The organism is Shewanella sp. SG41-4, from assembly GCF_014164505.1.
In the GTDB taxonomy this organism is placed as follows: Bacteria; Pseudomonadota; Gammaproteobacteria; order Enterobacterales; family Shewanellaceae; genus Shewanella.
Genome location: NZ_JACJFI010000019.1, coordinates 15,350 through 32,897, shown reverse-complemented (window position 1 = coordinate 32,897; position 17,548 = coordinate 15,350). Strand labels below are relative to the sequence as shown.

Below are 17,548 nucleotides of genomic sequence, written 5' to 3'. Positions count from 1 at the left end.
ATCAAAGTACTGTTGTAACCGCTTATCCGCCAACGAAATAGACTGTTGTTAATTCACTTGATCAATTCGGTACAATGCCAATTTCGCTTGCAATAATTTGTTGCGAATATTTTCGACCAAATACCATTGCTGTTCAGGCGACAATAGTGGTTCTAAATCAGTTGTCCGTTTCCGGATTGTAATAAACCCGTCAGTTAAATCATGCCAAGTGCTGGCTAAATTCTGTTGCCAGTCATCAATCGAATCTGTTACTTGTTGGGTATTTTTGTTGCCAGCAAAATTTTCATCAACGCGATTTAATGGTAATTGTGTTAAGCCATCAATAAGGGTATCTAAGTCAAAGATAGTATTGGTGATGTCTGTTGTTGTTAATGCTTTAACTTTGCTGATGTCGTCTGCTAAGGCTTTACGTAATACTGTTAATGCAGGATCTTTCATCGCACTAATGCGCTCATCTGCCGATTGTAATAAACCAATAGCGGTTTGCGGATCGTTTTCTAACCACAGTTTTCTGCCCGCCATGCGAACAAGGTATTCAGCTTCTGATGCCATCCAATGGTTAGGACTACGCTGTGCAATTACTGTAACCCGTTCTTGTAATTGTTTAGTAGACTGCTGCAACTCAGCTAATTTCGCATAAGCCTTGGTATCATTCAGCTGTTGTTGCTCTAATGTGCCAATGCGCTTATTGGTTGCCATTACCGTTTGCTGTAATTCATATTTTAACGATTTATTTTGGGTTACTTGCTCAGAGATATTTTGCCCTAACTGAGTTTGACCATTACTTTGTTGATCAAGCTGCAAATAAAGCCAATAACACGCTGCAATAGCAACAGTTGCCACGATTAAACTGAATAACACCCCAAGACGGATCCACCAAGAGCTAGGCTTCGCTTTGCGTCGACTATTATTTACAGGTGAATTAGCTGAGGAGTTTGACTGATTATTATTGGTTTTGCTGTCAGCAGGTTTTTGGCTGGTTGCATTGCCTTTTTTGGGTTGTGTCGGCTTTTCTACAGGACTTGGCACAGGAGAAATTACTTTCTCATCCTTGTGAGCTGGCGGGTTTGGATCTTTTTTATTGTTTTCCATGAACAGTCCTTGAAAGCAAAAATACAACCAATAAAAGCAATATTAATAAATGCGTGTCGATGCAAGATAACAATACAATAACAAATTATAACGCAAGACTCGCTAGTATAGCTTGAGTATTTGCTCCATTTGCATTGGTAATGTGGCTTAAGCCCATTGCTTTTGCTTGTAATTCGACGCGGTTACTAGGGACTATGATATGACATGCACGTAGCCATGCAAATAATTCTTTTGGTACCAGGTCAACTAAGTTGGATAATATTTCACCGCTGGTGACAACAATGGTATCAATTCCAAACGATTTCCATTGCTGAGTTATCGCTTTACCGTCAAGTTTTGGCATGGCTCGTTGGTAGACTTGCCAATAGTTCACGTTGGCGCCTCGTAGCCGTAAATGATCCGCAAGTGTTTCTCGTCCGCCTAACCCTCGAACAATAATAAATGACTGTTTATCGACATCTTGTAATTGCGCTAGCGACAATAGTCCTTCGCTATCTTGACTGTCTTCTGGAGAGGTAAAAGCCCTGATATTATATTGAGCTAGGCTATCTGCCGTAGCTTGGCCTACTGCAAAATATCGACAATGAGTCGGAAATTGCAGTTGTAGTTTTTGTGCGGCAAAGTCCACTGCATTGCTACTAATAAACAGTAAGTTGTCAGTGTTATTTAAGTGAGTAGGTTCGAGTTGTTCTGTGGTTTCTACAACTGATAATAGCGGAGTAACAAGATAAGCAACGTCTCGCAATGAGAGTTGCTCTTCCATTGCTTGATTGCGCCCTTGTGGACGCGTTAGCAAGACTTTCATGATCTGTTATCTTGATGACACAAGATTAACTGGCATACACGGCATCTAAAATCGTTTTAGCACCGCGACTCAATAAATCCTCTGCCAGAGACTCCCCAAGTGTCACTGCATCAGTTTTAGGGCCCGAAACAGTGCCTGTGATTATTTGGCTGCCATCAGGATTACCAACTAAACCGCGTAGAGTTAAGTTATCACCGTTTATTTCAGCAAAAGCACCAATAGGGACTTGGCATCCACCTTCTAAACGAGTATTCATTGCTCGTTCAGCAATTACTCGATAACGGGTTTCTAAATGCTCAAGGGGGGCTAATAAGGCTTTAACGCGCACATCATCGGTACGGCATTCGATACCTACAGCACCTTGGCCATTTGCTGGCAATGATTCTTCGGCAGAAATAAAGTTAGCGATACGTTCATTTAGTTTTAAACGAATTAATCCGGCAGCAGCTAAAATAATGGCATCATAATCACCACTGTCTAGCTTGGCTAAACGGGTACCGACATTTCCGCGTAAATCTTTGATGACTAAATCAGGGCGTGCAGCACGAATTTGGCACTGGCGGCGTAAACTAGATGTACCTACCACCGCGCCCTGAGGCAATTCACTGATAGATTTATAACTGTTTGACACAAATGCATCACGTGGGTCTTCACGTTCACAAATAACCTGTAAGCCTAAACCTTCTGGAAACTCTACTGGCAGGTCTTTCATGGAATGCACCGCAATATCGGCACGATTTTCAAGCATGGCAACTTCCAGCTCCTTAACAAACAGCCCTTTGCCACCGATTTTAGCTAAAGGGGTATCTAAAATGACATCACCTTTAGTACTCATTGGTAATAACTCAACGGTCAGTCCTGGATGAATACGCTCAAGCTCAGCTTTTACAAATTCAGCTTGCCACATTGCAAGTGGACTTTTACGTGTTGCGATACGAATTATATTTTCAGACATGGTAGTAGATCCATCAAATAGCCTCATTAGGGTAATGCTATCATCGCTCACGCTTAGATGTAACAAATCGATGGCAATTGTTTGAAGTCTGTAGGGCTTATTTTTGATTAATATTGTTTGTTAGCTACTGGTGAAATAAAAAATAAATGCTACGATGATCACTTTTTTAATAAAAGTGTGATCTTGATTGGCAATAATAGCCGTTAAGGGTTAGGCTTTTATCATTAATTATTACCAGATAGTTGCTTTAGAGAAAGGAATAAGGAAGTCAATCTTGACAAAAACGGCACATTATCAAAAGGATTTAGCAGAGAAACTAAATAGTACCAGATTGGCTAGAATACTGAATGTCTTGCCTGATTTACAGCAACATTTATTTCATCTAATTCCCTTTCTTATACATCATAATCAAATCGATGTGCACGGTATTATTGACCCTGACACGCCTTGTGGTATTCACAATTTTACCTTATCAGATGCGATAATTTCAGCATGTGATGCCTTGTCTTTATCGATTCCTGAGGTGAACCAACCAAGTGATTGTGTTTTTGAAGGCGTATATGCCATGGGAAGCACTGCAAGCTTTGGCCAAAACCCGCAAAGTGATGTCGATATATGGTTGGTTTACAATAGTAAACTGACTCAAGACCAGCTGAAATTAATTGAATATAAGAACAAACTTATCAGTGATTGGTTTGCAGGTTTTGATTTTGAAGTGAACTTTTATCTTGTGCATCCGATGCAATTTAGAGAGTGCAGCACATTTGATAATTGCCAGCCAGTAGGATTAGAGCATAGTGGCAGTAGTCAGCATTGGCTGTTATTAGAAGAGTTTTATCGCTCTCACATTCGGCTTGCAGGTAAAGTTGTTGCTTGGTGGCCCGATGCAAACGGTCAAAATACAGCGTCGGATGTCAATTTACTTTATCTTGGTGATATCAATTCTTTGCCTGCAGCAGAGTATTTTGGTGCCTCTTTATGGCAGCTGTATAAAGGGCTTAATAAACCTCATAAAGCATTATTAAAAGTATTATTGCTAGAAACTTATGCCTCGGAATATCCCCGTACAACACTGATTACCCAACAAATTTGGCAACATTGTGAGCAACAAGATTTTAGTGTTAATAACGATGCTTACTTATTGCTTTACCAACGTATTGAAGCCTATTTGGTCGCTCAAGGTGATGACAATCGTTTAGAAATTGTCAGACGTTGTTTTTACTTAAAGTCTGGTGTCACGTTATCGTGTTTATCACTACATAGTGCGGCAGACTGGCGGGTTGAGAAAATGAACATACTGGTTAAGCAATGGGGATGGAGTCATGAGCTGTTGACCACATTGGATAATAGCCCTCATTGGCATGCCGGCCAGTTAAAATGGTTCAATCAGCAACTCAGTGAACTGCTATTAGTTAGTTACAAGAATCTACTGGAATTTGCTTCAAAACAAACGCTAAGTGAACGTATGCGGGTTGAAGAATTAGGTTTGTTGGCGCGTAAACTACATACTTACTTTAGTGGTGATGATCATTTAGTGCAGCCTCTGAACCGCTTATGGAGTTTATCGACTGCTGAAAAATCCTTAACAGTTTTTCATTGCAAAAAAGCATCTCGTTTTTATCTATATCGCCAAGCTTATGTCGACAAAGATCCGTCTCAAGCGGTTGCACGCAATCAAAGAAATGAGTTCGATAATTCTTCAATTCACGAAGCGGATAATATATGCAGTTTAGTCGCATGGTCAGTGTTGAATGGACTCGCAACGACAGATACTCAATGGTTTCAAGTTGGACGTGGTAAAAGACGGACAGATAAATTGAGTTACCTAACGCGCAAACTCATCCCTGTTATGCACAATATACCAACGGTTAATAAACGTGATTTATGCGAACCATGGTGTTATCAAAAAATTGTGTTGATTACCAATATGGATAAAGATCCGACCACGCTATTGGATGAACAAGAACTGGTATTGGAACATGTTAATGCCAACATACTCTCTTTTGGTCAGACAAAAATCAGCATGTTGTCATCGGTCGCAGTGGTTTGTTTAAACAGTTGGGGTGAATGGCAGTGTCACCGTTTTAATGGCAAAACCGCATTGCTCGAGGCTATTTCATTTATTATTCTGGGATTAAAACGCTCAAATGAGCAAGTTGATTTATCGATTATTAGTTGCTCGGCAAAATTAAAACAACCGATTTTTAATCAACTCAAAACACTACTGTTACGTTGTTATGGCTTGATGAAGAAGGTTAATCAGGCTAATACATTGGTGCATCCGATCATGATTGCGGAACAGCAATATAATATTTATTTCAATGTATTAGGTGTCACTTACCGTAAAGTAGACTCGATAACAGGTACTGAAAATGTTGATTCCTCTGCGTTGCCTCGTCTCGTGGCCGTTGCCGATCGTGATTTGAATGTACCATTGGTGATCCAAAATTTCATTGCTATTGGGGCTAAACAATATTTTTTACGTGAACGTAATCAAACCCTTGATGTGTTTATCTCGGATGAACACAATCAGCTTGAACATTTACAATATCAACACACCGGTATCAATGATTTTGTCGCTAAAGAAAGCCACTTGTATGTATTTGACGAGCAAAAACAGCACTCATCAGTATTTAATATGCCGCAGTTTTTCCAACTTGTGCGTATTGAAGGTAAGTTAACGGTAATGCCATTTGGTTTGTCGGCAGATGAGATGGGCTCTGTATTTTAAGCAAAGCCCATTCTCACTCACTATCTCATAACTTACTCAAACACTGTCACAAACTAAATCATTGCTAAATTTATGCGTTTATTTCGAGCTTGATACCGCTTTGTTTGTTGATTGCATCAATTACAAAAGACATAAATTCCAACCCATTACGAGTATCTAACCATTTACCATCATTGTAATTAAAGTGATAACCACCAGATTTTGTGGCTAACCAAATCTCATGTAGAGGTTCTTGCTTATTGATGACAATTTGCGAACTGTCTTCAAAAGCCAGTTGTAAAACATTGCCGCTGGCATTGATATCTACATCGGCATCTTGCTCGTCAATTGCTGTTTCGACTGCGTTCTCTATTTCGGCAAACATTTCATCGGCTAATCGATGAAACTCAGTATCTGTAATAGCCATGTATTTCTATCCTTTGCTTTCTGCGTTATGAATGCGATTATAAGACCATTATTCACTAGATGCACAGATGTTGAGAAAAATGAGACTGCTTTTATTTATTATGCTTGCTAGCCTATTGGTAACCGCATGTGGTCAAAAAGGCGTTTTATACAAAACGCCTGAGCCAGTGGCCAATAAAGTCGCCCCTAAATCTGCCAGCACAGATGTGCCAAAGCAAACTGAGGATCTCGACTCTCAACCCTCAACTTCACAACAAGAATAGCATTTATAAGGGACCGCATTTTGGATTACTTTTCATATCAAAATGATTCACTATTCGCAGAAGACTGCGATGTAGCAAAACTGGCTAACACTCACGGCACGCCGCTGTACATTTATTCTCGTGCCACATTAGAGCGCCATTGGCATGCTTTTAATAATGCCGTAGCTGATCATCCTCATCTTATTTGTTATGCAGTGAAGGCAAATTCAAACCTTGCGGTATTAAATGTATTAGCTCGTTTAGGCAGTGGTTTTGATATTGTTTCTGGCGGTGAACTCTCGCGTGTGCTGCAAGCTGGCGGCGATCCTAAAAAAGTGGTTTTCTCTGGTGTGGGCAAAACCGTTGCTGAAATGGAACAAGCCCTGAATATTGGCATTTACTGTTTTAATGTCGAGTCGAGTGCAGAACTTGAACAACTTAATGACGTCGCGAGGCGCTTAGATAAAGTGGCACCTGTTTCACTGCGGATTAATCCTGATGTTGATGCGGGTACCCATCCATATATTTCGACTGGTCTTAAAGAAAATAAATTTGGCATTGCCATGGAAGAAGCCGAAGTGGTTTTTGCCCGTGCAGCAGAATTAACCCATTTACATGTTAAAGGTGTGGATTGCCATATTGGTTCACAGCTCACCGAAATAAAGCCATTCTTAGATGCTATGGACCGTATGCTTGCATTGATCGATCGTTTAGGCGAGTTAGGCATTCAGATTGAGCATTTTGATGTGGGTGGCGGCTTAGGGGTGACATATAACAATGAAACTCCACCACATCCAGACGTTTATGCTGCCGCATTACTTGATCGCTTAAATGGCCGCAAATTGAAGTTAATTTTTGAACCAGGTCGGGCCATTGCAGCCAATGCGGGTATTTTTGTCACTCAAGTGCTTTATTTGAAAGAAAACAGCAATAAGCGTTTTGCGATTGTTGATGGCGCAATGAATGATCTTATCCGGCCATCACTTTATAGCGCATGGCAAAATATTATTCCTGTACAACAAAATGATGCGCCAACCTTTGCTTATGATATTGTAGGCCCAGTATGCGAAACCGGTGACTTTTTGGGTAAAGACAGACAGTTAGCGGTAAAAGCGGGTGATTTATTAGCCGTTCGTTCAAGTGGCGCTTATGGTTTTGCGATGGCCTCAAATTATAATTCTCGCCCAAGAGTGGCTGAAATTATGGTTGATGGTGGTAATGATTTTGTTGTTCGCCAGCGTGAAACGCTAGAACAGCTTTGGCAAGGCGAACATTTATTGCCATAGGCAATAAGCTATCGGCATAACGTTTTATAAGGAAACTTTTGTGATCCATTTCACTAAGATGCACGGACTGGGTAATGACTTTATGGTCGTTGATGGCGTAACACAAAATGTGTTTTTTTCGCCAGAACAAATCCGCCGTCTTGCCGATCGAAATTTGGGGATTGGTTTTGATCAACTACTGTTGGTCGAGCCGCCTTATGATCCCGATTTAGATTTCCATTATCGTATTTTTAATGCCGATGGCAGTGAAGTTGAGCAATGTGGCAATGGTGCACGATGCTTTGCTCGTTTTGTTCGTAATAAAGGTTTAACCCAAAAGAATAAAATTCAAGTGAGTACTAACTCGGGTAAAATAACCTTACGAATTGAACGTGATGGTAACGTGACTGTTAACATGGGCGTACCCGTTATCGAACCAAGCCAAATACCCTTTAAAGCCAAAAAAAGCGAAAAAACCTATTTATTGCAAACGCCGACTCAAACGTATTTATGCGGTGCCATTTCAATGGGTAATCCACATTGTGTACTTGACGTTGAAGACGTGCAAGCCGTTAACGTAGACGAAATTGGCAGTAGCTTGACTCGTCATGAGCGCTTTCCTAAAGGCGTGAATGTTGGCTTTATGCAAGTGATCAATCCTGGGCACATTAAGTTACGCGTGTATGAGCGCGGCGCGGCAGAAACCTTAGCATGCGGAACGGGTGCATGTGCCGCGGCAGCGGTTGGTCAATTACAAAACAAGCTAGACAAGCAAGTAAGAGTCGATTTACCTGGTGGCAGCTTAATCATCAATTGGGAAGGCGAGGGTAAACCGCTATGGATGACCGGACCGGCAGAGCATGTATATGACGGACAAATACAACTATGAGTGACATTACCTCAAAAACCAGTTTGACGAATGAGGCCGCTGACAATACGGTGAGTAGTGAGCAAGCAAAAGATATTAATTCAATTGGACAAGATCTTGGTATCGACATGATGGCGAGCCTACAACAAGCGCCGTTTGATGAAATGTTGATCCGCGAATATTTATTGGATAATCCTGACTTTTTTAATCGTTATCCTGAGTTATTAGTGGCTATGCGTGTACCGCATGCGGAACGTGGCGCGGTATCATTAGTTGAACGTCGACAAGAGCTGTTACGTCAACGTGTTAACCAGCTTGAAGAAGAAATTACCTCGCTAATGAATATCGCCACTCATAATGAGAGAATATTTAAATTTAATACTGAATTGTCGTTTAAAATGCTTGCTAGCCAAGATTTGGGTGAGCTGCGTTTGGTATTGTCAGAGGGTTTAAAAAACGAATTTGGCTTTAGTCATGTCAGATTGATTACTGTACACGACATCGACAGTGAATTAGTTAAGATTTGGCGTCATCGAGTACAAAGTGGCTATTATTTTGGTCGATTAACCCAATCAGAGTCTAAGCGTTTGTTTGGTAGCGAAGTGGGCTCTGTAGCACTCACTAAATTATCTGATGAAAATGGCCAAGTGATATTTGCAATTGCCAGTAAAGACCCCGCTCATTTTCATCCCGATATGGATTCATTGTTATTTAGCCAATTGCGTCGTTTATTAGATCACATGTTGCCGAAAATGTAATCGTTAACACTAAGGATATTGTTTAGGATACCCAGTTTAGTCCTATCGTTTTTGTAGCAGGAGCATCTTGATGACGCCAACAGACTGGCAAGCGACATTTAGCCAACATTTGTCTTCAGAAAGACAGCTCTCTGCCTATACCGTACGCAACTACCTGTTTGAGTTACGTCGTGTCGAAGACATGTTAGCTGAGTCAACTCACCTTATTGAGGTGACGCGTGATCAGCTACAATCAATACTGGCAACATTACACCGCAAAGGGCTAAGTCCGCGATCGTTATCTTTGTGCTTGTCTGCCTTAAAACAATTTTTTGATTTTTTGCTGCGAGAAGGTGCTGTGACGGTAAATCCTGCACAGACCTTAAGCGCACCAAAACAAAATAAACCCTTGCCGAAAAATATGGATGTGGATGCTGTCAGCCATTTGTTGTCCATAGAGGGTGATGATCCTTTGAGCTTGCGTGATAAAGCCATTATGGAATTATTTTATTCAAGTGGCTTACGTTTAGCCGAGTTAGCCAGTTTAGATTGCGTTGATATTAAGTTTGATCAAAGCGAAGTTAAAGTGATGGGTAAGGGCAGTAAACAACGTGTTGTGCCAATTGGTCAAGTTGCCTTAACCGCAATAAAAGCGTGGTTAGCATGTCGCGACCAGCTACCTTGTACAGAAGCTGGTGATGCACTATTTGTTAGCAGCCAAGGTAAACGGTTGTCTCATCGCAGTATTCAAGCGCGCATGGCTAAGTGGGGACAAGAACAGGCCATGGCCGTAAAAGTTCATCCACATAAGTTGCGTCATTCGTTTGCAACCCATATGCTTGAATCAAGCCAAGATTTACGCGCTGTGCAAGAGTTACTCGGTCATGCCAATTTATCGACTACTCAAATCTACACCAGTTTAGACTTTCAACATCTTGCTAAAGTGTATGACGGAGCGCACCCAAGAGCGAAAAAAGATAGGGGGAAAGAATGACATATAAACAGCCAACCGCTTCCATTACTCAATATCAACGCCTACAACCCTTTAAAGCTATTAGTTTCGATTTAGATGACACGCTGTACAATAACCTTCCTTATGTTGTGCATGCCAGCGAGCAGCTATTTGAGCTGATCAATCGCACTTATCCTGCTGCATCTGTTTGGGATGGCGCGCAATGGCAACAGCTAAAACATCATTTATTTACCTTACGACCAGAATTGGCCCACGATACCAGTGCTGCGCGTTATGCCATGTTACACCAAGGGTTATTACACTTTGGTTATTCAGAAATTGAAGCTAGCAAGGGTGCCCAACTCGGCATGGCATGTTTTCATCATCATCGCAGCAATTTTTCGGTTGCACCTGAAGTGTTGCAAGTACTAACTCAATTGGGCCAACATTACCCTATTGTTGGCATAACTAATGGCAATGTAGATGCTCAACGTATTGGCTTAAATGACGTGATGCAGTTTGTGTTGCATCCCGGTTATGGGGTTCGAATGAAGCCTCATGGTGATATGTTTACGCTTGCTTGCCGGCAACTGGATATTAAGCCTTCACAACTACTGCATATAGGCGATCATCCGGGATCTGACGTTGCGGGTGCGAAAATGGCGGGGTGTCAGAGTGTGTGGCTTAATCCTTGTATGCAGCAAAGGCATAAAAAAGCGCAAACTGTGTTACCGCATGTTGAGATTAATCAGTTAGATTTACTGCTTAGGTTGCTTTAACGTCAGGTTTATCCCCGCTTTAAGGCTCATTTGTTCAACTTGTTCACGACTTGCGTGCATGTCAGCATCGCCAACTCGAAAGTAGGTGCCACTGTAAGGATCGGTACCGACATAGATAGGTCTGAGTTTTACATCCACGCAGGGCACATGGATACGAATCAGCTTTTTAGCCATAATTTCGATAATTTGCACGTCTGTAGGGGCTAAAATATTGTGACTGATTTTTTTGGGGTCATGTAAAATTGCCCAAATTTCACTGAGCATCGGCATCGGATTAATAATTCCCTCAATCGTAAAGTCACCTTGCTGCTCTTTTACCCCTAAAATAATTTCCCCGCCTAAGGTGTTGGCAAAAGCGCTGTAGCTTTCCCACATACCTTCGGGCAACGTTCCATTGCCGTCTCTTCCACCTGCTAACTTAAATTCAACTTGGACAGATTCATGTAAGTTTGCAATGTCGTCTAGAGCAAATGTAGGGTAATGATGAGGTGACATGAAATCTCCATATTGACGTTATCAATCAGTATGTAAAACAGATTATGTCACTGTATGAAGTTTCGCAAAAAAAAGGAAGCAAATCCGCAGGGATGAGATCGAAGTTGCTTCAAAATGGGGAATGTAAATATGTTAGAGCGCTAATGTTTGTGGAAATAATAAAGTGTTTTCAATCTCTATATGGGTTTGCAAGTCGGCATCAAATTCAGCCAAGGTGCGGTAGCATGCTTGCCATGTTTGGCAAACGCCTGCCGGAATAGTGTAGTCATTAGTTAAATTGCGGATCATTTTTAGCATATCCCCAGCGTTATCATGCTCATGCAGCATCATATTAATAGGGTTGCCAATGTGACCAAAACAACCATTTGTAGGCTGGCCTAAGCTAAGCGATTTAATCGCAGGAAAGAGAATCTGTTCTTCTTTCATTAAATGCGGGGTTAACTCATCAATTAACTCGCGTACACATTGTGCTAATGGTTTGACCTCGTCATGATCATCACCATGAGCCCGAACCATTTTTTCAGTGTATTCAATCAATAATGGTGCCGTTTCACGGATATACGCATGATGAGTAGCTTCAATATGATCGATTAAATCAACCAGTGATAATTGCGATAATTGTTCAGTTGTTTGCGGCGTTGACATGGTCATTCCAAAGATGCACATAATTTACATGTATATTATGTGCATCTTTATGTTAGCTCAATTTGCTCGTAGATGTTCTGCTAGCTGGCTCACATCTTACCCATGAATTTATATCTTATTGGGTACACGACTGACCTGTACTGAGTGGGGTTGTGAGCACTTGTTGACTCACTTGCTGATGCCCAAGCATGCCGCCCACGCGAAGTAAATGGTTTTGCCAACACACAAGAGCACGGTGATCCATACTTGGTTGCGGCAGTTCAAATGGTGTTAACCATTGCTTAGTGGCCAAATCGAATCGATAACCATACGAGCTTGGCTCGCTAGGGTGACCGTTATAGCCAATGCCTGAATAGTTGTATGGATTATCGCTACCGCCTAAAAATACAATTTGGCCGCCGGTTGCCGTTTTAATCCCGGTAGCGGCCATGCGGTAATGTGCCGTAGCCGTGGTTACAGTGTTTGATTCAACAGAGTTTACTATTGACTGGTTGGCGCTTGATTCAGTTGTTTGAGATTGACTTGCTTCGATGTTAGCAGCGACAGAGTAATGCGGCAGTAATTGCCAATCAATACGTAAATGATTATCAGGATTTATTTCACCATACAAACAAACGTGTGATGCTTGGTAACTGCGGCGCGCATTGATATTGGCTTGTACTGTTACGCCATCGCACAACACTAACTTATTACCCACCATACCCACCGCTTGACCAAATACAGCCGGTGCAGGCATTGGGCTTGCTTGGGCCCAAGTGTTGGTTTGGGTGTCATAGACTTGGACTAAGTTAATGTTGCCGTCGTTGTGCCAGCCACCAAATAAATAAATGTATCGCTGTTGGTACGAAGCTGCAGTCGTGTCGTCAACGGCTACTGGCATGTCTGCAATACGAGTATATTGGTTGTTATTAATAGAATATTGGTAATTATCAATGGTGCTGATCTCGTCGTGATTTTCAGCCACGGTGTAACCGCCAAAGACATAAGCTTTATCGTTAATACCAATAGCAATCGATGCCAGCCTACCAGCTAAAGACGCAACATGCGGGACTGGGTTAATGGCTTGCCATTGAGCATTAGGCGAGCTTAAGTTGATTGCCCAAGCCTTATTATGTACGTCTTGATAGTCTTTACCTTTGCCCAGTCCCGTAAAACTGAGTAAGTAAGTGTGTTGATTGCTTTGCACTAGCGCGACGGCGTTGTTGCTTACGGGCTGGGGTAAAGGTGCGATGTCGGTTACTGCATAAGCGGGTACCGCGCCGAAAAAGAGTACCAATAATATGCTGATTACCGGGCTGATTACCTGGTTGATTTTCTTGTTAATTATCTTGTTAATCACCTTACGGATTACAGCAGTAAATAGCAGGGGAATCATTGTGGTTTTACGTCCACTGAATACTAAACGCTTAACCGAGAGACGTATGCGCGAACAGATAAACTCGATTAAACGAGGCATATGCTAAGTCCTTTGTTTGTTTGATTTTATGGCGATAGTGTAAACCGAGTTAGGGTTTTACTCCTTTTCCCATGCGTATTTCAATGACCTTTTCAACGCGGGGGTGAGCCGTTTTTAATTCACTTTGTTCGACAATAATAAACCAATCGTAACCTTGTTGATCGGTCAATATCGACGCTTGCTTCAATCCATAGGCATCGATATGAGTTTTATCTTTGCTGGTGATATTGAGCAGAAAATAATTGTCAGTGATTTTATGCTCAATATAGCGATAACCATCTGCTTGGACATATTTGCCAGTCGCGGTTGTGCTGGCACAACCGCTCATTAGCATAACGAGTAAGGCCGTGATAATGATGGCTGATTTATACATGTACATAACCTTTTACGTAATAATATCGAGCAGCTTAATGTGCTAGCTCATTAAGTGCTTGTTGTTCTTGCGTCATGGTTAGAGGGGCGCCAACCATCAAATTATCCAATACATCATCAAGTGCAGAACCGCCGCTTGCCGTTTGATATTGTGCTTGGGTATCGTAGCTATTGGTATATTTAACATTCGCAATTTGTTGCCATTGACCTTGCTGCAGACAAGCAATGTTTTCACTGCGGACGCTTGTGTCTTGCAAACCATATTGACGACAAAAATCCCCTTGCTGATTGTAAAAACTCAGTTGAATAGACATGATGCTTTCATTATCTAACTGCGCATTAACGCCGCTAGGTAAATGCGTAAGTTGTTCAGTAATGATGGTGTCTATGCCTGCGGTCGTAGTGCCGTTTTGTGCAGGTGTCTCGAATTGATACACTCCATAGCCAGCAATGAGTACAATAACTGCGACCGCAGCGGCATATTGTTGTACTTGCTGTTGTGCTTTACGCCACCAAGGAAAGGCAACAACGTTACTCTCAGTTGCACTAGCGGCTTCAAGCGATAGATCTGGTGCGTTAAGTAATGCACTAATGGATTCAGGAACAGGCTGTTGGTCAATGGTTTGATAAAATGTTTGTACCATTGGGTCAACCATTGCTAGCTCTGCTAAGCGGTCTGCAATTGCTTCGTCATCGACAATAGCTTGCCTAACGCGTTCCATTTCAAGTTCAGGTAATTCAGCATCTAAAAAAGCCGATAAGGTTTCATCGCTTACACTCATGCCATGCTCCCGTTAGGGTGTTTAAAAAAGCTCACCATGTTGGCCCGCGCCCTGGCGAGACGGCTCATAATAGTGCCGGTCGGAATTTCGAGTATATCTGCCGCTTCGCTGTAACTCAGTCCTTGCAGTGCAATTAATGATAATACTTCACGTTGATCACTTGATAGGCTGTTCATTGCGGTATTCACTTCACCTAAGGTAATGTCATTAATCATATCAGCTTCACCGTCACTAAAATTTTCTGCTTGTAGTTCAGGTTTAGCTGTTGCCAGTGTGCGTACTTTTTGCGACCGATAATCATCAATCCATTGGTTGCGACAAATTTTAAAGGCCCACTTGGCTAACAGAACACCTTCTGGTGGTGGTGATTTAAGTATGCGTAATAAAGTGTTTTGCACTAAGTCATCTGCATCTGGCATGCTGCCTGTTAATGAGTAGGCAAAACGCCTTAACGCAGGTAGTAATGTGGTTAATTCTGCTTTCATGTTTTAGGTTATACTCCTTTCGCCTTAATGTCGGCTTTACCATTGATAACGGGCCAGTGAGTCTATTTATTCCGGCTGCGAGGGAATTTTTATTGTTGTCAGACGTTTTTATCTTACACACTATACGCCAAGCTAGGTAAATCTATGAGAACGATGAAAAAATGTAAACTCACATTGTTGGGGTTAACACTTGGTTTGACTCCTTTGTTGACACTGGCTCCCTTAGAAGCCAACGCACAATTGTTGCCGATCACTAATTTACCTAACACCGTAATCGATAACCTAGACCGCACCATTAATCGAAATGCTGAGCGCATGCAGCAACTTAAACAGCAGCGATTGATTGAACAACAGTTACAGCGGACTTTAGCTATTAAAGCCAAATTAGTAGACCCGCTTTTGCAGTTACCTTCCGTACTACCAGTGCTAAATACTAAAGGCCAATTGTTGTGGAATGATGTGCAGGTTGAAATGGGGCAGCGTGCCATTGAGCGAGAGTGGTTACTGCTGTTAACACCAGCGCAATGGCAGCAATTGGTAAGTGCGGTACCAACGTTAAGTCAGTATGTACAAAACCGTAAAAACCTAGACAGTTTAGGTTTGCAGTTGATTAATATTCAGGTGCCAGAATCGATTGATAACTGGGTGATGTTACGACAACAGTTACCTGAATTACTGGCACCCTATTTAAGTCGAAACTTCATTTATCAGCCACAAACTGAGTCGCCTCAACAGGAGGGGGCGCACATTTTTACAACAGATTCTGCGGAGGTTAATGCTACGGCAATGTGCCAGTTGCCGATTTCATTAGGCATGGTAGATACTGCCATTACCCCTAAGCATGATGCATGGCCGACCACCATTAATCGTTTTACATTAATTCAGCAAGACTTTTTACCTGAGGCCATCCCAACATCATACAGCCATGGTACTGCCGTGGCGGGGGTGCTTGCGGGTGAAGGTGCCGAGTTAAGTCCATTGCTGCCCTCGTTAACGCTTTACAGTGCGGGAGCATTTTATGCGCAAAACGAATATCAACAAGGGGCAACACTGGAGAGTATTTTACAGGCGCTTAATTGGTTGGTTGAACGGAAAAATCGAGTTATAAATATGAGTCTTACCGGACCAGATAATCCGGTGTTAAACGAGGTTGTTAATCGCTTAGTGGCTAAGGACATTATTTTAGTGGCAGCAGCAGGAAATGGCGGCCCAGCGGCAGCACCTTTATATCCAGCTGCGTACGATGGGGTTATTGCAGTGACAGCAGTAGATAATGCCCTACAGTTATACCGTTGGGCTAATCAAGGTGAATATGTGGATTTTGCTGCACCTGGAGTAAAAGTACTTACGGCTCGAGCTGATGGCAGCATCGGACCTGAAAGTGGCACGTCTATGGCTACCCCTGTGGTCAGTGCGAAAGTGGCGTGCATATTAGCGGCATCGCCAACATTAACGCTGGCACAAGTGTTACAAACCTTACAGCAACAAGCATTGGATTTAGGCACGCCAGGGAAAGACAGTCAGTACGGTTATGGTTTACTTACAAGGCCATTAAAAGCTGGCCTGTAGCATTAATCCTGCACGGGTTTCATCGTAGTCAGCACTGTCGACTGTCGATTGGAAATCACCGTATTCTACCGATGTTAACACTGCCCAATGTTGGCTGATGTTTATTTCCCATTTAGCGTCATATTGTTGATGTACATCATCACGACTTGATCCGTCAGTTTGTGTTTTATAGTCTCGTTGGCTAACTTTGGCGCCAAACTGTATTTTGTTTTGCACCTGCCACAATGAAAATTGATTAGAAATACGGGCTTTAATTCCTATCGCGCTATAACTAAATATTGGACTTTGGGTGTCTTCATCTTCATAGGTAGCCCCTACAGATAAAAATCGCTGTCCTTGGTTAAAAAACCAAAAAGAATCGAGACTGGCGGTATAACTGTCGGCATCACGTTCTGCCAATTGAGTAAACTGCTTGTCTGCGCGCATCAAACTAGGACGCATAAACCAGCTGTCGGTTAGGGTATGCATGGTGTACACGCTAACTTGGTTTAAGGTTAAAAAGTCACTGCTATCAAGGTCTGCCTGTGCATGATAAATGTTTGCACCCACCGTAGTTGACGACATTGCATAACTGGCATCAACAAAAGCTAACTGTAGGCGAGAGTCATAGTCGCTGGCCGTTTTATACTGTTTGTCATTAATACTGTAACCACTATCGACACGAAAGTTGTCGCTGACTTGCCAACCTAAATCAACTTGTGCATCAAGTACCACCGCGGTGTCAGACTCGCCACTGGCTTGTTCAAGCTCACTGATATTGACGTTAGACTGATACTCCATACCCGCTTTAGCTTTACCACTAAACGACCAAGCATCAGCGGTATCGGCGTAAGAAACAGAACTAAAACCCGCGGATAAAGCTATTGCGGTTGATATTGCGGCATAACGTTGAGATAAAGCCATCATCTTGGCT

The 17,548-nt window shown here is 42.2% G+C and carries 19 protein-coding genes; 8 read left to right on the top strand and 11 right to left on the bottom strand.

Annotated elements, in window-relative coordinates; translation table 11 throughout:
- Positions 1-48: 48 nt before the first annotated feature.
- The 3 genes from H5202_RS24150 to hemC all read right to left on the bottom strand — a co-directional run bounded on the left by H5202_RS24150 (position 49) and on the right by hemC (position 2,852).
- Complete coding sequence (locus H5202_RS24150; protein WP_182770845.1) at positions 49-1,092, bottom strand: uroporphyrinogen-III C-methyltransferase; 1,044 nt, start codon at positions 1,090-1,092, stop codon at positions 49-51.
- Between the two features lie 85 nt (positions 1,093-1,177).
- Positions 1,178-1,897 (bottom strand): uroporphyrinogen-III synthase, encoded by a 720-nt coding sequence (locus H5202_RS03645; protein ID WP_182770844.1) that lies wholly within the window; start codon positions 1,895-1,897, stop codon positions 1,178-1,180.
- Positions 1,898-1,922: 25 nt separating this feature from the next.
- Entirely contained in the window at positions 1,923-2,852 is a 930-nt protein-coding gene (gene hemC, locus H5202_RS03640) for a hydroxymethylbilane synthase (protein WP_101086284.1), read from the bottom strand.
- 274 nt (positions 2,853-3,126) lie between these two features.
- Here hemC and H5202_RS03635 point away from each other — a divergent pair, with 274 nt between their 5' ends.
- Positions 3,127-5,583 carry a class I adenylate cyclase gene (locus H5202_RS03635; protein ID WP_182770843.1) on the top strand — a complete coding sequence of 819 codons (2,457 nt, stop codon included), beginning with the start codon at positions 3,127-3,129 and terminating at the stop codon, positions 5,581-5,583.
- 70 nt (positions 5,584-5,653) lie between these two features.
- Here the strand turns inward: H5202_RS03635 and cyaY are convergent, their stop codons facing one another.
- The gene (gene cyaY, locus H5202_RS03630) at positions 5,654-5,989 is read right to left on the bottom strand and encodes an iron donor protein CyaY (protein WP_182770842.1); all 336 of its coding nucleotides are present in this window, start codon (positions 5,987-5,989) and stop codon (positions 5,654-5,656) included.
- Positions 5,990-6,068: 79 nt separating this feature from the next.
- On the opposite strand from cyaY, the gene lptM reads away from it, so the two are divergent.
- From lptM to H5202_RS03600, 6 genes are all read left to right on the top strand, one after another.
- The gene (gene lptM / locus H5202_RS03625) at positions 6,069-6,251 is read left to right on the top strand and encodes an LPS translocon maturation chaperone LptM (RefSeq protein WP_182770849.1); all 183 of its coding nucleotides are present in this window, start codon (positions 6,069-6,071) and stop codon (positions 6,249-6,251) included.
- Positions 6,252-6,271: 20 nt separating this feature from the next.
- The gene (lysA, locus tag H5202_RS03620) at positions 6,272-7,516 is read left to right on the top strand and encodes a diaminopimelate decarboxylase (protein ID WP_182770841.1); all 1,245 of its coding nucleotides are present in this window, start codon (positions 6,272-6,274) and stop codon (positions 7,514-7,516) included.
- Between the two features lie 40 nt (positions 7,517-7,556).
- Entirely contained in the window at positions 7,557-8,384 is an 828-nt protein-coding gene (gene dapF, locus H5202_RS03615) for a diaminopimelate epimerase (RefSeq protein WP_182770840.1), read from the top strand.
- Positions 8,385-8,491: 107 nt separating this feature from the next.
- Positions 8,492-9,121, top strand: a complete 630-nt coding sequence (locus H5202_RS03610) for a DUF484 family protein (protein WP_182770848.1) — start codon at positions 8,492-8,494, stop codon at positions 9,119-9,121.
- A 70-nt stretch (positions 9,122-9,191) separates the two neighbouring features.
- On the top strand, positions 9,192-10,094 hold the full coding sequence (gene xerC, locus H5202_RS03605) for a tyrosine recombinase XerC (protein WP_182770839.1): 903 nt from the start codon (positions 9,192-9,194) through the stop codon (positions 10,092-10,094).
- A gap of 23 nt (positions 10,095-10,117) precedes the next feature.
- Positions 10,118-10,831: an HAD-IA family hydrolase gene (locus H5202_RS03600; protein ID WP_443019316.1), complete on the top strand. Its 714-nt coding sequence runs from the start codon at positions 10,118-10,120 to the stop codon at positions 10,829-10,831.
- On the opposite strand, the gene H5202_RS03595 is transcribed toward H5202_RS03600, so the two are convergent.
- From H5202_RS03595 to H5202_RS03570, 6 genes are all read right to left on the bottom strand, one after another.
- Positions 10,811-11,326 carry an AlbA family DNA-binding domain-containing protein gene (locus H5202_RS03595; RefSeq protein WP_182770837.1) on the bottom strand — a complete coding sequence of 172 codons (516 nt, stop codon included), beginning with the start codon at positions 11,324-11,326 and terminating at the stop codon, positions 10,811-10,813. The genes H5202_RS03600 and H5202_RS03595 overlap by 21 nt on opposite strands.
- A gap of 132 nt (positions 11,327-11,458) precedes the next feature.
- Positions 11,459-11,971: a hemerythrin domain-containing protein gene (locus H5202_RS03590; protein ID WP_259397175.1), complete on the bottom strand. Its 513-nt coding sequence runs from the start codon at positions 11,969-11,971 to the stop codon at positions 11,459-11,461.
- A 115-nt stretch (positions 11,972-12,086) separates the two neighbouring features.
- A complete protein-coding gene (locus H5202_RS03585) occupies positions 12,087-13,427 on the bottom strand; it encodes a Kelch repeat-containing protein (protein ID WP_259397174.1) in 1,341 nt (446 codons plus the stop codon).
- 49 nt (positions 13,428-13,476) lie between these two features.
- On the bottom strand, positions 13,477-13,800 hold the full coding sequence (locus tag H5202_RS03580) for a CC0125/CC1285 family lipoprotein (RefSeq protein WP_182770835.1): 324 nt from the start codon (positions 13,798-13,800) through the stop codon (positions 13,477-13,479).
- Positions 13,801-13,834: 34 nt separating this feature from the next.
- Entirely contained in the window at positions 13,835-14,581 is a 747-nt protein-coding gene (locus tag H5202_RS03575) for an anti-sigma factor family protein (protein ID WP_182770834.1), read from the bottom strand.
- Positions 14,578-15,066, bottom strand: a complete 489-nt coding sequence (locus H5202_RS03570; RefSeq protein ID WP_182770833.1) for an RNA polymerase sigma factor — start codon at positions 15,064-15,066, stop codon at positions 14,578-14,580. Before H5202_RS03570 ends, H5202_RS03575 begins: the two co-directional genes overlap by 4 nt.
- A 144-nt stretch (positions 15,067-15,210) precedes the next feature.
- Here H5202_RS03570 and H5202_RS03565 point away from each other — a divergent pair, with 144 nt between their 5' ends.
- The gene (locus H5202_RS03565; protein ID WP_182770832.1) at positions 15,211-16,635 is read left to right on the top strand and encodes a S8 family serine peptidase; all 1,425 of its coding nucleotides are present in this window, start codon (positions 15,211-15,213) and stop codon (positions 16,633-16,635) included.
- On the opposite strand, the gene H5202_RS03560 is transcribed toward H5202_RS03565, so the two are convergent.
- On the bottom strand, positions 16,618-17,541 hold the full coding sequence (locus tag H5202_RS03560) for a surface lipoprotein assembly modifier (RefSeq protein WP_182770831.1): 924 nt from the start codon (positions 17,539-17,541) through the stop codon (positions 16,618-16,620). The two genes, H5202_RS03565 and H5202_RS03560, sit on opposite strands and share 18 nt — an antisense overlap.
- Positions 17,542-17,548 lie beyond the last annotated feature (7 nt).